The 14,521-nt window shown below is 64.1% G+C and carries 14 protein-coding genes; 6 read left to right on the top strand and 8 right to left on the bottom strand.

What is annotated here, in order from left to right; all coding sequences use genetic code 11:
• Positions 1-122: 122 nt before the first annotated feature.
• The 3 genes from ACSVDO_RS07530 to murB form a co-directional block, all read right to left on the bottom strand.
• Positions 123-692: a M48 metallopeptidase family protein gene (locus ACSVDO_RS07530; protein WP_332534419.1), complete on the bottom strand. Its 570-nt coding sequence runs from the start codon at positions 690-692 to the stop codon at positions 123-125.
• Positions 692-1,333 (bottom strand): DUF6806 family protein, encoded by a 642-nt coding sequence (locus tag ACSVDO_RS07525; protein ID WP_332682832.1) that lies wholly within the window; start codon positions 1,331-1,333, stop codon positions 692-694. Before ACSVDO_RS07525 ends, ACSVDO_RS07530 begins: the two co-directional genes overlap by 1 nt.
• A gap of 175 nt (positions 1,334-1,508) precedes the next feature.
• Positions 1,509-2,594, bottom strand: coding sequence for a UDP-N-acetylmuramate dehydrogenase (gene murB / locus ACSVDO_RS07520; RefSeq protein WP_332549361.1), 1,086 nt, complete (start codon positions 2,592-2,594; stop codon positions 1,509-1,511).
• Between the two features lie 120 nt (positions 2,595-2,714).
• Here murB and ACSVDO_RS07515 point away from each other — a divergent pair, with 120 nt between their 5' ends.
• Both ACSVDO_RS07515 and ACSVDO_RS07510 read left to right on the top strand, forming a co-directional pair.
• A complete protein-coding gene (locus ACSVDO_RS07515; protein ID WP_261497966.1) occupies positions 2,715-3,200 on the top strand; it encodes a YajQ family cyclic di-GMP-binding protein in 486 nt (161 codons plus the stop codon).
• 137 nt (positions 3,201-3,337) lie between these two features.
• On the top strand, positions 3,338-3,970 hold the full coding sequence (locus ACSVDO_RS07510; protein WP_489595658.1) for a retropepsin-like aspartic protease family protein: 633 nt from the start codon (positions 3,338-3,340) through the stop codon (positions 3,968-3,970).
• 18 nt (positions 3,971-3,988) lie between these two features.
• Here the strand turns inward: ACSVDO_RS07510 and plsY are convergent, their stop codons facing one another.
• From plsY to ACSVDO_RS07495, 3 genes are all read right to left on the bottom strand, one after another.
• A complete protein-coding gene (gene plsY, locus ACSVDO_RS07505) occupies positions 3,989-4,648 on the bottom strand; it encodes a glycerol-3-phosphate 1-O-acyltransferase PlsY (RefSeq protein WP_332534426.1) in 660 nt (219 codons plus the stop codon).
• A 96-nt stretch (positions 4,649-4,744) separates the two neighbouring features.
• Positions 4,745-5,239: a Cys-tRNA(Pro) deacylase gene (ybaK, locus tag ACSVDO_RS07500; RefSeq protein ID WP_332534427.1), complete on the bottom strand. Its 495-nt coding sequence runs from the start codon at positions 5,237-5,239 to the stop codon at positions 4,745-4,747.
• Positions 5,236-6,294 carry an aldo/keto reductase gene (locus ACSVDO_RS07495; protein ID WP_489595655.1) on the bottom strand — a complete coding sequence of 353 codons (1,059 nt, stop codon included), beginning with the start codon at positions 6,292-6,294 and terminating at the stop codon, positions 5,236-5,238. Before ACSVDO_RS07495 ends, ybaK begins: the two co-directional genes overlap by 4 nt.
• Before the next feature lie 125 nt (positions 6,295-6,419).
• On the opposite strand from ACSVDO_RS07495, the gene ACSVDO_RS07490 reads away from it, so the two are divergent.
• A complete protein-coding gene (locus ACSVDO_RS07490; protein ID WP_489595653.1) occupies positions 6,420-7,349 on the top strand; it encodes an alpha/beta fold hydrolase in 930 nt (309 codons plus the stop codon).
• Positions 7,350-7,380: 31 nt separating this feature from the next.
• Here ACSVDO_RS07490 and ACSVDO_RS07485 read toward each other — a convergent pair whose 3' ends face one another.
• Both ACSVDO_RS07485 and ACSVDO_RS07480 read right to left on the bottom strand, forming a co-directional pair.
• Positions 7,381-7,755 carry an AprI/Inh family metalloprotease inhibitor gene (locus ACSVDO_RS07485; protein ID WP_332534433.1) on the bottom strand — a complete coding sequence of 125 codons (375 nt, stop codon included), beginning with the start codon at positions 7,753-7,755 and terminating at the stop codon, positions 7,381-7,383.
• A gap of 112 nt (positions 7,756-7,867) precedes the next feature.
• Complete coding sequence (locus tag ACSVDO_RS07480; RefSeq protein WP_489595651.1) at positions 7,868-9,316, bottom strand: serralysin family metalloprotease; 1,449 nt, start codon at positions 9,314-9,316, stop codon at positions 7,868-7,870.
• Positions 9,317-9,814: 498 nt separating this feature from the next.
• Between ACSVDO_RS07480 and ACSVDO_RS07475 the strand changes: the two genes are divergently transcribed.
• The 3 genes from ACSVDO_RS07475 (at position 9,815) to ACSVDO_RS07465 (ending at position 14,507) form a co-directional block, all read left to right on the top strand.
• The gene (locus ACSVDO_RS07475) at positions 9,815-10,672 is read left to right on the top strand and encodes an IclR family transcriptional regulator domain-containing protein (RefSeq protein ID WP_332534437.1); all 858 of its coding nucleotides are present in this window, start codon (positions 9,815-9,817) and stop codon (positions 10,670-10,672) included.
• A 332-nt stretch (positions 10,673-11,004) separates the two neighbouring features.
• The gene (locus ACSVDO_RS07470; RefSeq protein WP_489595649.1) at positions 11,005-12,744 is read left to right on the top strand and encodes a type I secretion system permease/ATPase; all 1,740 of its coding nucleotides are present in this window, start codon (positions 11,005-11,007) and stop codon (positions 12,742-12,744) included.
• Positions 12,745-12,782: 38 nt separating this feature from the next.
• A complete protein-coding gene (locus tag ACSVDO_RS07465) occupies positions 12,783-14,507 on the top strand; it encodes a type I secretion system permease/ATPase (protein WP_489595647.1) in 1,725 nt (574 codons plus the stop codon).
• Positions 14,508-14,521: the final 14 nt, after the last annotated feature.

Raw genomic sequence — 14,521 nt, 5'->3', positions numbered from 1 at the left:
CTTCGATAAACGCAGGGCGAACGGAAAACCGTTGACGCCCAGCCCTGGGCCTGTCGAAGGACCAAGGCAGGAACGACAAAAACCGTTCGTCCTGAGCCTGTCGAAGGGCCGGCATTCCAGCCTCAGGCCACCGCAGGCGCCTCACCCCACAGCCGCCCGCCGCCCGCATCGAGATGCGTCAGATAGAGCCGTACATCGAACTCATACTGGTGGTATGACGGCTCCATGTGCGCGCACAGCTGGTAGAACGCCTTGTCATGGTCCTTCTCGCGCAGATGGGCGAGTTCGTGCACCACGATCATGCGCAGGAACTCCTCGGGCGTGTTCTTGAACATCGACGCCACGCGGATCTCGTGGCGCGCCGACAGCTTACCGCCCTGCACCAGCGCGCGGCTGGTGTGCAGGCCCAGCGCATTGCGCACCACATGGATCTTGCTGTCGTACATCACCTTGTGGATGGTGCCGCCGTTGCGCAGGTGGCGCGACTTGAGCTCGGCGGTGTAGTCGTACAGCGCCTTGTCGGTGCGCAGCGCATGCGCCTGGGGGTACTTGCGGCGCAGCAGCGCCGCCGTGCCGTCATTGGCCAGCAGCGCGCGCACCTGTTCCTGCAGGTGTGCAGGATAGGAACGCAGATAAGGCAGGTCCATGGCCGAGCCGCCCAGATGCGGCGATCGCGCCGCGCCCGCTGGCATCAGTGCAGGTGGCGCGGACGGCGGTTGCCGCCGCTGCCGTGGCCAGAGCCGCCGCCCGAACCGCCGGGGCCGCGCGGCGGCTTGCCGATTTCCAGCGAGTTCACCAGCGCATCGAAGCGCAGCGAGAACAGCTTGTCGATTTCAGCGACCACGCCGCCGAGTTCGGCGCCGTCGAAGTGGCGCTCCATCATGTTGATCACGTCCTGCACCAGCAGATCGCGCTGCACCTGCATGATGGCCGCGGGCGTGGGGCCCACGAACAGCATCAGGAAGTCGTCGCGCGACTCGGCCTCGTCGGTCTCTTCGTCTTCGTCGTCGAATTCCGTGTCGTAGAACGTGACTTCGATTGCCGCGCCCTGCTCCGACAGCTCGTTGAGGCTCATGCACATTTCGTCCAGCGTCTGGCGGAAGTCTTCGTCGCCGCGCACCGTCCAGCAGATCTGCAGGCGGTGCTCGCGCGCGTCGAACTGTATGCCCGGCTCCTCCTCGTAGACGCTGGTCGCGCCATCGGCGAGCGAGCGCGCGCCCGCATAGCTCCACAGCGGCTTGAGCGCCTCCTGCAGCTGCTCGAAGCTGGTCTGGGCCGTCAGCACCACTTGGCCGTGGACGTGGATTTCAAAAGGTGGGTTGTAACTTGACATGATCGAATCTCGCTGGGGCACTCGTCGGGGGAAAACCGCTGTTTATGACGTGTCGTTATGAAGGCAATTTTCAAGCGCTGTCCGGGGGCACCATGCAGCCCGGACATCCCGCCGTGCCGAGACGGCCTATTTTCGCATGTATCGTAACGCCCCCGCCGCTGCGCGTACAGCAGCTTCAGACCACGACCGGCTCGGGCTCCAGGCGTATGCCGAAGCGTTCATAGACGCTGGTCTGTATGGCCCGGGCCAGCGTCATGACTTCGCCGCCCGTGACGCTGGCGTCATCGGAGTGGCGGTCGCCGCGGTTGACCAGCACCAGCGCCTGGCGTTCATAGACACCGGCCTTGCCCATGGTCTTGCCTTTCCAGCCGCAGGCGTCTATCAGCCAGCCCGCGGCCAGCTTGATCGTGCCGTCGGCCAGCGGGTAGTGCACGATGCGCGGCTCGCGCGCAATGATGTCGGCACACTGCTCGGCACTGACCGTGGGGTTCTTGAAGAAACTGCCCGCATTGCCCAGCACTTCGGGGTCGGGCAGCTTGGCGCGGCGGATCTCGCAGACCCAGTCGAAGATCTGGCGCGCCGTGGGCTGCTCCACGCCGGCTTCGGCGCGTTTGCGCTCTATGTCCAGGTAGCCGATCTCGGGCTTCCAGGCCTTGGGCAGCGCAAAGCGCACGCGCGTGATCACCGCGCGACCCGCCAGGCCCATGCCGCGCGGACTGGCTGCGCGCGGGCCCGCGGGTTCGGCCGGCAGATGCTTGAACACCGAATCCCGGTAGCTGAACGCGCATTGCGCGGCGTCGAGCGTGAAGCCCTGGCCCGTGACCAGATCGATCGCATCGAGCGACGCGAAGCGGTCCTGCAGCTCGACACCGTAGGCGCCGATGTTCTGCACCGGCGAGGCGCCCACGGTGCCGGGAATCAGCGCCAGGTTCTCGAGCCCGGGCAGGCCCTGGTCCAGCGTCCAGGCCACGAGGTCGTGCCAACGCTCGCCCGCGCCGGCTTCGACAATCCAGGCCGTGGGGGTTTGCTCGACCACGCGCATGCCCTGGATTTCCATCTTCAGCACCACGGGTTCGACATCGCCGGTCAGAACGATGTTGCTGCCCCCGCCGAGCACCAGCAGCGGTCGCCGGCCCCAGAACGGGTCGGCCAGCACCGCGCGCACATCATCTTCGGAACGCACGCGCACCAGGGCATGGGCGCGGGCCGCGATGCCAAAGGTATTGCTGTGCTGCAAGGGAACATTTTTCTCGACTAACATTGGCTGGATTGTCGCACCGCGACCAGAGGCACGCTGTGCGTCGGAGAACGCCCTTCGACAGGCTCAGGGCGAACGGCCTGCAGTGCACTCCCCAGACCCTTTCAGGAAAGAGAAATACCCATGCCATCTTTTGACACCGTTTGCGAAGCCGATTTCGTCGAAGTCAAGAACGCGGTCGAGAACGCCGCCAAGGAAATCGCCACGCGTTTCGACTTCAAGGGCTCTTCGGCCGCCGTCGAGCTCAAGGACAAGGAAATCACCATGTACGGTGATGCGGACTTCCAGCTGACCCAGGTCGAAGACCTGCTGCGCAACAAGCTGACCAAGCGCAGCGTCGACGTGCGCTTCCTCGACATCCAGAAAGCGCAGAAGATCGGCGGCGACAAGCTCAAGCAGGTCGTCAAGGTGCGCAACGGCATCGAGTCCGAGCTCGCCAAGAAGCTGCAAAAGCTGATGAAGGAAAGCAAGCTCAAGGTGCAGGCCGCGATCCAGGACGAGAAAGTGCGCATCACGGGCGCCAAGCGCGACGACCTGCAGGCCGCGATGGCACTGATCCGCAAGGAAATCGACGACGTGCCGCTCTCGTTCAACAACTTCCGAGATTAATGAAGCACCCCCTGAGCGACTTCGTCGCTTCCCCCTCTCATCCTTCGGTGGAGGGGGACGGCACCGTCGCTGCGGGGCGGCCCTTGCTCGGTGCCCCTCGCTGGGTCCTCGCCCTAGGCTGGCGGCAGCGGCGTGCAATGTCGGCAAGCCTGATCCTGGCGCTGCTGCCAGCGCTGGCCAGCGCGCAATCGGTGGCGCTGACCGGCATTCTGGGCAGCAAGGCACTGCTGGTGATTGACGGCGGCGCGCCGCGCAGTCTCGCCGCGGGCGAAAGCCTGGGCGCGGTGCGCGTGCTCAAGGTCGGGCCCGACGAAGCCTTGATCGACATCGCGGGCCGCCAGCAGCGGCTGCGCCTGGGTGAAGCGCCCGTGCAGCTGGGCGCGCGCGCCGCGGCGGGCGGGCCCGCGCGGCTGGTGCTGTACGCCGACGGCCAGGGGCATTTCATCGATCAGGGCCAGATCAACGGCCAGCCCATGCGCTATCTGGTCGATACCGGCGCCAGCACGGTGGCCATAGGCCGGGCCGAAGCCGACCGGCTGGGCCTGCCCTATCTGCAGGGCCAGAGCGTGCAGATGGGAACGGCCAATGGCGCGGTGCGCGGCTGGCGGCTGCGGCTGGACTCGGTGCGCATCGGCGGGCTGGAAGCGCGCGGCGTGGACGCCGTGGTCACGCCCCAGGCCATGCCTTTCGTGCTGCTGGGCAACAGCTTCCTGGCCGATTTCCACATGACCCGCCAGGGCGATCAGATGGTGCTCGAAAAGCGCCGCTGAATTCCGCGGCCGCTGCGCTCAGCGCTTGGACTTGGGCGCGCCCTTGGCCGCGTCGGCCTTCTTGCCCAGGCGCGATTCCTTGCCCGCGACCAGGCGCTGGATGTTCTCGCGGTGGCGCCAGATCAGCAGCAGGCCCATGGCGACGATGGCCGCCGTGACCGGGCCTTCGGTGTACCAGAGCACGCCGCCAAACAGCACGTAATAGACCGGGGCGAACACCGCCGCCACCAGCGAAGCCAGCGACGAATAGCGAAAGAAGACGGCAATGATCAGCCAGGTCAGCGCGGTCGCCAGCCCCAGCCAGCCGCTGATGCCCAGCAGCACGCCCAGCGCCGTGGCCACGCCCTTGCCGCCCTGGAAGCGGAAGAACACCGGGTAGAGATGGCCGAGAAAGGCCGCGAGCGCGACCGCGGCCAGCGTGCCGTCGCCCAGGCCGTAGGGCTTGCCGAACCACTGCACCAGCACCACCGGAACGAAACCTTTGAGCGCGTCAAGCAGCAGCGTGGCGATCGCCGCGGGCTTGCTGCCCGAGCGCAGCACATTGGTCGCGCCAGGGTTGCCGCTGCCGTAGGTGCGCGGATCGTGCAGACCCATCACGCGGCTGACGATCACCGCAAACGACAGCGAGCCTATGAGATACGCGGCCAGGGTCGCGAGGAAAGGATAAAACGCGTTCAATTCAAGTCCTTGGCCCGCATCGGGCCGGTATGGCAAAAAATCTGTCGCGCAGGCAACCATTCGGCGCCGCCGCCGGATGCCCGTCGCGCGGGACTGCTATTCTGCCAGCGCGCACTGCACCGGCTGGGCTTTCAACAGATCCAGACATACCCGGGGATCGATCTGCACCAGAAAGCCGCGCCGCCCGCCGTTGATCGCTATGCGCGGCAGCTCGAGTATGCTTTGCTCGATGTACACCGGCATCGCGCGGCGCGTGCCGAACGGCGAGGTGCCGCCTATCAGATAGCCGCTGTGCCGGTTGGCGACGTCGGGCTTGCAGGGCTCTACCGACTTGGCGCCGATCTGGCGCGCAAGATTCTTGGTCGACACCTTGCGGTCGCCATGCATCAGCACGATCAGCGGCTTCGCATCCTGGTCCTGCATGATCAGCGTCTTGACCACGCTGTGCTCCTCGAAGCCCAGGCTGGCCGCGCTGTGCGCCGTGCCGCCATGCTCCTGGTACTCGTAGGGGTGTTCGGTGAATTCGACCCGGTGCGCGCGCAGCAGCTGCGTGGCCGGAGTCTCGCTCACATGCGCGGACTTCTTGCTCATACCGCGGGGTCGCGCATTTCCCAGCGCACCTGGTTGATTTCAGCGAGCAGCGTCGCGGGCAGCTGCGTTCCCCAGATCGCGCAGTCTTCCTCGAGCTGGGCCTGCGAAGTCACGCCGATGATGGTGCTGGCCACGCAGCGCTGGGTATAGCAGAACGCCAGCGCCATCTGCGCGGGGCTCAGGCCATGGTCGCGCGCGAGCTGGTTGTAGCGGCGCGCGGCGACCAGCGCATCGGGCCGGCCCCAGCGCTGCTTGCGCACCGATTCATACGACAGCCGCGTGCCCCGGGGCGCATCGGGACCTTCTATGCCGCTGGCGTCGTACTTGCCCGTGAGCAGGCCCACGCCCAGCGGCGAATAGGCCAGCAGCGACACATCGAGGCGGTCGCAGGTTTCGTCGAGCGCGTTGTCGTAGCTGCGGTTGAGCAGGCAGTACGGGTTCTGTATGCTCGCCACGCGCGGCAGGCCATGGGCTTGGGCCAGGCGCACGAACTCATGCACGCCGTAAGGCGTTTCGTTCGACAGGCCCACGTGGCGGATCTTGCCGGCACGCACCAGGCCGGCCAGCGCTTCGAGCTGCTCGTGGATAGGCGTCTGCGTGGTTTCCTTGGCCGGGTCGTAGTAGAGTGCGCCGAAGGCCGGCACATGGCGCTCGGGCCAGTGGATCTGGTAGAGATCGATGACATCGGTCTGCAGCCGGCGCAGGCTCGCGTCGCACGAGGCGACGATGTCGGCGGCGGTCATGCCCGCGCCTTCGCGTATCCAGGGCATGCCGCGCGACGGACCGGCCACCTTGCTGGCCAGCACCACCTTGTCGCGCGCGCCGGGGCGGCTGGCAAACCAGTTGCCCAGAATCGTCTCGGTCGCGCCAAAGGTCGCGGCGCGCGCCGGCACGGCATACATTTCGGCCGTGTCGAGGAAATTGACGCCCAGCTCGAGCGCGCGGTCGAGGATGGCATGGGCCGCGGCCTCGCCCACCTGTTCGCCAAACGTCATCGTTCCCAGGCAAATGGGCGTGACCTGCAGGTCGCTTTTTCCTAACTGAACCTTGTGCATGCAATCTCCGGGAGGCTTGGAATGAGACCCGCCAGTTTACGGAATCCCTGGGCCTGCGCGGCAAAGAAACCGCGGCTGTCCCTGCAACGACTGCGGATGCTGCGGCCGCAGGAAATAATTGCGCGATGTACACCGTCCAACGCCCCAGCCGCTCCGAATACCTCCCTCTGCGCGGCATCGAATACCACGTGCGGCTATGGGAGCCGGAAAATGCCGACGGCGCCCTGGCGCCGCTGTTCCTGGCCCATGGCTGGATGGACGTGGCCGCGTCGTATCAATTTGTCGTCGATGCGTTCAGCGCCGATTTCCTTGCCGGCCGCACGATCATCGCGCCGGATTGGCGCGGGTTCGGCCTGACCAAGCCAGGCCTGCGCGTCGACCACTACCAGTTCGTCGACTATCTCGCCGACCTGGACCTGCTGCTCGACCATTACGCACCGGGACAGGCGGTCGACCTCGTGGGCCACAGCATGGGCGGCAATGTCTCGATGCTCTATGCCGGTGCACGGCCGGCGCGCATTCGCCGTCTGGTCAATCTGGAAGGCTTCGGCCTCGCGGCCACCACTCCCGGCCAAGCGCCCGCACGCTATGCGCAATGGCTCGATGAAACGCGCGCGCTGGCGCGCGGCGAACTCGACCTCAAGAGCTACGACAGCCTCGAAAGCGTGGCCCAGCGGCTGCGCAAGACCAACCGCCGCATCGACCAGGACAAGGCGCTGTGGCTGGCACAGCACTGGGCCGCGCCCGACGCCGATGGCCGCTGGCATATCCTGGGCGACGCTGCGCACAAGGTCGTGAACCCGCATCTGTTCCATGTGGACGAAGTGCTCGCGCTGTATGGCGCGATCACCGCGCCCACGCTGGCCATCGAAGCCAGCGACGACAGTCTCGCGCAATGGAACAAGGGGCGCTATACGCTCGATGAATACCACGCGCGTCTGCAGCATGTGCGCGACTGCCGCACGGCGCGCGTCGATAATGCCGGCCATATGCTGCACCACGACCAGCCCGAGGTCGTCGCAAGGCTGATCGAGGATTTTCTGCGTGCACCGTAAGGCGCATCAGGCCGCGAGTGCCGCCAGCCGTTCATTCGCCGGTTTTTTTCCTTTGCAGGCGCATGCCCTCTTCGCTGGCGATGTTGCTGCGATAGCCGCCTGCTTCCTGCGAAAAGAAGACCAGCGTGGTCCCCTCATGGTCAAGAAGGGAGATTCCGTCCGGCGCAGGACGCCATGCGACCGCATCCATGGGGAAACTGCATGCGCCGGCGCGCGCATCGATGGTTAGCCGGTACCCATTGGCCTGCGGCATTTCGTCTATCCAGAGATGGATTGCGCAAAATTGCCGGGCATAGGACAAAACCCAGTCTCCCACCAGATCTTCGGGCTGGGGCAAGGGCAGCGAACTGCCCATGGCGGTAGTTGTGACCATAATTGAAAACAAGAATTTTGAAATGAACTTCATGGCATTGGACTTCCCGAATTTGACCAAACCGATTTATCCAAGCACCCCTGAAGCGAGCGCTGACACATGAAGGACGAAAAGCCAGCACTTCCATGGCTTTTCGTCCATTCATTTACAAGATGAAATCAGTTGCTGCGTCAACCTGCCCGACCAACTGAATCTTCATATCGGGCACGGTGTCATTATTGACATTGACAAGGATATCACTGGTATTGTTCTGCGCATCGTAGGACAATACCACTTGCCCCGCCACTCCGGTCAATTGATCCACAAAGTGAAGGAAACCTGGCTTGCCGGCTGCCTGATTGAAGAATGAAAGATTTATTTTATCGACTCCCGTCTCGAAATCAATTAACTTGTCGAAGAATTCAGGCGTTGAATCGGAGGTCTTTGTATAGACAAATATGTCCATTCCCTTGCCACCCTTCAACATGTCCTGACCCGCTCCGCCATAAATCACATCGTTCCCGTCGCCGCCATCGATGAAATTACCGGCACTGTTGCCAACGATGACATCGTTGCCAGACCCGCCTATTGCATTCTCTATGGTCACGCCCTTGGCGATGGAAACATTCTTCTTCAAGCCTCCCACATCGGAAAACGATGCTTCGTTCAGGTTGATGTTCTGATTTTCTCTATAGCCGGAAAAATCAAAGGTATCGATTCCACCAGCATCCCATACAGAGAATACCGCCTTTTGCTCCGCACTCTTGATCGTCAGGAAGTCTCTTTCGGAATTCGAGTTGAAGCCATAGACTGTATCTCCCGTGCGTGTCTGCATGTTGGCGCCATATAGTCGCTGAATGGCGGCGATATCATCCATCAGCGGCGCGGAAGCAAAGTGGCCCTTGTTGTCCCCGCCGGTATTGGCCTCGTTCCAGTAGCTCATGCTGCTGTATTGGCGTGTGTCTTCCGCATACGAGGCATTTCGATACGATGGATTGCCCTGGCCGGCGTTGTAGTTCCCCGGGTGGTTCAGGCCCAGCGTATGACCGATCTCGTGCGTGATGGTCATGCGTCCATAGTTGCCCAGTTCGGGGTGCAGGTTCGAGTACAGGCCATCGCGCTGGCTGGCCTGCGAGTAGTTGATGTTGAACCAGCTTTGCCCGTCGGCGCTGTGGCCGCGGTAGTCCCTGGGTGCATAAGAGAACGGCATCATCGCGTAGGCCTGGCCCTGGCCCACGTAGTTGCCGAACGTGATGTTGGCCTTTTCCGTCGGGGCGACCTTGGTGAAAGTGATGTTCGCGAGATCGGCCCACGACTGCAGCGACAGCTCGGCCTGTTCCTGCTGCTTGAGCGTGAACGCGCTGAGCTTGGTATTGCGCCCCACGTTGTATTGGTTGTATTGCCATTCGGGAAATGAATAGGTCAAGTCGGCATCCTTGCCGAGCACGCCTGGACCATTCCACGACTTGTTATCGCGCGTTATCTGTTTTCCGGCGGCATCCACATCGTAGGATGCCTTGTAATTGCGACCTGCATCGCCACCACGATTCGAGTTGTTCAGAACACTGTTCACAGAATTCAAAGATGCCGAAGTGTAGACCTTGTTAACGTTCATTACTTGCCTTTAAGTATAAAAATTCACTGTTCAGTACTGTCATTCGTTGCCATACGATTGACCGGAAATATCGCAAACAAAATTACTCAACATGACCTTTCACAAGAAATGGCCCCGACATGGATCGAAACCATCAACACATAGCACTCACTACTTCCCCCACCAGACCCGGGAGAATCAAATTTCATGATCTCTTCACAAATTGCGTCTCCTTGATGCCCCCAATCTCTGCAGCCCCGACCAGCGTACTGGCCAAATAACATGCAAATCTTTGAGGATTTATCGACTGCTGGATGCAGATCGCGCCGTGAGGCGATATGCACCGGGTGCAAATCCCATTGCGTCCTATCCGCTTGCGGTTCGATTTCGTCACCGTAATCGACCGATTCACCGACATTTCAAATCGGTGATGACTGATTGTCAGAAAAAAGGGATATGACGTAAATTGCGTCCATCAGGTGAACAAAATCGTCCGGGAAAACGCCTAGAGCTGCAGCCATGCCCCACCCCATAGAACCTCCCAATGCGGCCTACAAGGAAATTCGCAGCCTTCAGCGCGGCATTGAATTGCTGCGCTGCATGAACCAGGCGCATGGGGGAATCTGTACGACCAGTGAGCTCAGTCGAATCACGCGCATTCCCCGACCTTCCGTCAAGCGGATATTGGAGACCCTGAGGCTGTGCGGTCTGGTCCGCCCGACGGACAGGGACGGCCAGTACTGCCTGACATTTGAAGTGCGCAGCCTCAGCGAAGGCTTCATCGAGGAGGAATGGATTGCGCGCGTCGCGGCGCCGCTGCTGCGCGCCTATGTCAAGCCACTGATGTGGCCTTGCGACCTGGCCACGCTGGAGTCGGAATTCATGGTGATACGCGAAAGCACCCACCGCTTCAGCATGCTCTCGCAGCACCATTCCATGATCGGCACCCGGCTGCCGGTGCTCGATACCGCGGTCGGCCGCGCCTATCTGGCCGCGTGCAGCGAGGAGCAGCTGGAAAACATACTGCAGCTGCTGAGCCTGCGCCAGGACGAAATCGGCGCGCGGGCCAGGCAGCGCAAGGAGATCGACCGCATGCTGCGCGAGACGCGCCAGGCCGGCTACTCGATCAATCGCGGAGAGTGGAGCGACCAACCGGATTTTTCCGCCATCGGTCTGGCGGTCAAGAGCGCGGGCCAGTTGATAGCGGCCATCAACATGGTCTATCCCAACGCCTCCGTCGCCCCCCAGGCGATAGAGGACAAATACCTTCCCGTACTGCGCGAGCTGGCCGAGCGCATTGGTCGCGACAGCGAGCCCTGGTTTGCCCATCCTCCCGAATACGCGCCGCTGACGACGCGTTTCGCGCCGCAGGCCTGAGCCGCACCGGCGCGCGCCGCAGCCCGGGCGCCACCAGCCGCGCCCCCTTCTCCTGCCAGCACAAGGAACTTCCCAAGGGCCGTGACCACTCATGTCAGGCCCGCGCTCAGTGGTCGGCGTCAGGCGGCGGCGCAGACGATATTTTTCGTTCACAACATCATATTGACTATTGTCCTACTTTATTTAATAGCCAAAAACTATAGTATGCGAATGCTGTCGACATTCTGTTTGCCATCCCTTCTCCGGCCCCAGGGCGCGGGTTGCGCAATGGCAAATCCGGTGCACGACACCGCCCGGCCCGGTGCCGGGCCCGCAAACCTGACTACAAGACCATGAAAACCACTGCTTCACCCGATGAACTGCGCACGGCCCTAGCCGCGCTCAGACCCTACTTCGTGCGCGCCGCAGGCTTCAGCCTGCTGGCCGCGCTGCTGGTGCTCGCTCCATCGGCATACATGCTCGAGGTCTACGACCGGGTGGTGAACAGCCGCAGCCACTTCACGCTGCTGATGCTGACCATCGCCGTGCTCGGCGCCTATGTGCTGATGGAAGTGCTCGAGTGGGCGCGCAGCGAAATCATGCGCAGCGCCAGCGTCGCGCTCGATAGCCAGTTGCGCGAGCGCATCTTCAACGCGATCTTCAGCGCCCGGCTGCAACGCGGCTCCGGCAGCATGCAGCCACTCAACGACCTGCGCCTGGTCTGCGATTTTCTATTCTCGCCCGCGCTGCTGGCCTTGATGGAAGCTCCGATAGCGCTGCTGATGATGGTGCTGCTGTTCATGATCAGTCCGGTGCTGGGCTGGTCGGCCGTGGTGTTTGCGCTGCTGCAGGTCACGGTCGCGTGGTGCAACGAACGGCGCACCAAGCCGCCGCTGATGGAAGCCAACCGTACCTCGATCGCGGCGCAGCAGTACGCCGACTCCAGCCTGCGCAACGTCGAAGTCATCGAGGCCATGGGCATGCTGCGCAACCTGCAGCGCCGCTGGCAGGAAAAGCAGCGCCGTTTTCTCGCACTGCAGGCCCAGGCCTCCGAAAGCGCCGGCGGCTTCCAGGCGCTGGGCAAGCTGCTGCAGAACACGCTGGGCTCGCTGCTGCTGGGCCTGGGCTGCTGGCTGTTGCTGCACAACCAGCTCAACGGCGGTGGCGGCATGATGATGATCGCGTCCATCCTCGGCGGGCGCATGCTTGCCCCGCTGGTGCAGGCCGTGGCGCAGTGGCAGACCGTGGTCAACGTGCGTGACGCCTGGAGCCGGCTGCAGCAGTTGCTGCATGCCGTGCCCCAGCGCACCCAGGGCATGCCTCTGCCCGCGCCGCGTGGGCGGCTGCAGGTCGAGCAGCTGGTGGCGGGCGCGCCCGGTGGCGGCCAGCCGCCTATCCTGCGCGCCATTGCCTTCGCGCTGAACCCGGGCGACGTGCTGGCCGTGATCGGTCCATCGGCCAGCGGCAAGACCACGCTGGCGCGCATGCTCGTGGGACTGTGGCCGGCGCAAAGCGGCAAGGTGCGGCTCGACGACGCCGACATCCACAGCTGGGACAAGCAGGAACTCGGCCCTCATCTGGGCTACCTGCCCCAGGGGGTGGAACTGTTCGAAGGCACGGTGGCCGAGAACATCGCACGCTTCGGCCCGGTGCAGCCGGCCCAGGTCGAGGCGGCGGCGCGCGCCGTGGGAATGCACGAGTTCATCCTGGGTCTGCCGCACGGCTACGACAGCCCCATCGGCGATGGCGGCGCGCGGCTTTCGGGCGGGCAGCGCCAGCGCCTGGGACTGGCGCGCGCCCTCTACGGCCAGCCGGTGCTGGTGGTGCTCGACGAGCCCAACTCCAGCCTGGACGAAGAAGGCACGGCCGCGCTGGCCCAGGCCATCCGGCAGGCGAGCACCCAGGGCACGACCTTCGTGGTCATCACCCATCTGGGCAGCGCACTGCAGCTCGCCAACAAGCTGCTGGTGCTGCGCGATGGCCGCCAGCAGGCGTTCGGCCCGCGCGCCGAAGTGCTGGCCGCGCTGGCCCAGGCCGCACGCCCGGTGCCCGCCCAGCCTGCGTCCGCAGGCGTGCAGGCCACACCCGCCTGATGCCGCGGCGCTCCCTCCCATCTCCAGGAATTTCCCTCATGAAATCCCCCGCTTTCTTCCAGCGCAGCGAACTGACGCAGGCACTGTGGTCGTTTCGCCGCGAATTCGCGATGGTCGGCCTGTTCAGCATGCTCGCCAACCTGCTGCTGCTGTCGCCGACGATGTATATGCTGCAGGTCTTCGACCGCGTCATGGCGAGCCAGAACGAACTGACGCTGCTGATGATGTCGCTGATCACGCTGTTTCTGTTCATCGTGATGGCGTTTTCCGAATGGATGCGCTCCAAGGTGCTGGTGCGCAGCGGCATGCGGCTCGACAACCTGCTGGGCGCGCGCATCTTCGAAGCCAGTTTCGAGGCCCGGCTCAGCCGCCAGGGCGAGGCCGCCAAGCGCGCATTCAGCGACTTGCTGCAGGTGCGCCAGTTCCTCACCGGCAACGGCATCTTCGCGCTGTTCGATGCACCCTGGACCCCGATCTATCTGGGCGTGCTGTTCCTGCTCCATCCTGCGCTGGCAGGCATCGCGCTGTGCTTTGCGCTGGCCCAGGCAGCGCTGGTCTGGTTCGGTCACCGCAAGTCGGTGGCACCCGCGCAGGCGGCCAGCGAGGCTTCCGCCGAGGCCCGCAGCTACCTGCAGGGCAAGCTGCGCAATGTCGAAGTGCTCGAACCCATGGGCATGGTCCACCACCTGCTGCCGCATTGGGCGCAGCGCTACCGCCACGCGCTGCAATTGCAGGGCAAGGCCCAGTCGCTGACCCACCGCATCACCGCCTGGAGCAAGTTCATACGCTACGCCCAGCAGTCGCTGGGCCTGGGCGCGGGCGCGCTGCTGGTCATCAACAACCAGCTGTCGCCGGGCGAAATGATCGCCGCCAACGTGCTGATGACGCGCACCCTTGCGCCCATAGACCAGCTGGTCGGCACCTGGCGTGTCTTCATCAGCGCGCGCGCCGCCTTTGCCCGCCTTGAAAGCCTGCTGCAGGACAATCCCGCGCGCGACCCGCGCCTGCAGCGCGCCACGCCCGGCGGCGCGCTGGTGCTGCGCGATGTCGTGGCCCATGCGCAGGGGCGCGAAACGCCCATCCTGCAAGGCGTGAGCCTGTCGCTGCAGCCGGGTTCGGTCACGGCCATCCTCGGCCCTTCGGGCTCGGGCAAGTCGACGCTGGCGCGCTGCATCATCGGCGTATGGCCCCAATTGCACGGCGAAGTGCTGCTCGACGACCGGCCACTGGCCGGCTGGGACCGCTGCGAGCTCGGCCCCCATCTGGGCTACCTGCCGCAGGACATCGAGCTGTTCGAAGGAACGATAGCCGAGAACATCGCGCGCTTCGGCGAGATCGTTCCCGACAAGGTGATTGCCGCCACGCGCAGCGCCGGACTGCACGAGATGGTCCTGCGCTTTCCCAAGGGCTACGACACGCCCATCGGTGAAGCCGGCGGACTGCTTTCAGGCGGGCAGCGCCAGCGCATCGCGCTGGCGCGCGCCATCTATGGCAAGCCGCGGCTGGTGGTGCTAGACGAGCCCAACGCCAACCTCGATGACGCCGGCGAAGCCGCGCTGGTGCATGTGCTGCAGGAGCTGCGCACCCAGGACTGCACCGTGGTGATCGTCACCCACCGCCAGGGCATTCTCGCGGCCGCCGATCGCGTGGTGCTGCTGCGCCAGGGCCGGATCGAGCGCGATGGCGCACGCGATGCGGTGCTTGCCTCGATGCGCGCCGCGCCCGCGGCCAGCGCCCCCTCACCGCGACTGCTGGCGCTCTGACGCGCCCGCCCCTC

The sequence above is a fragment of the Comamonas sp. DB36 genome (assembly GCF_057914905.1).
The sequence above is the reverse complement of the archived record's forward strand: the minus strand, read 5'-3'. Positions and strand labels throughout refer to the sequence as shown.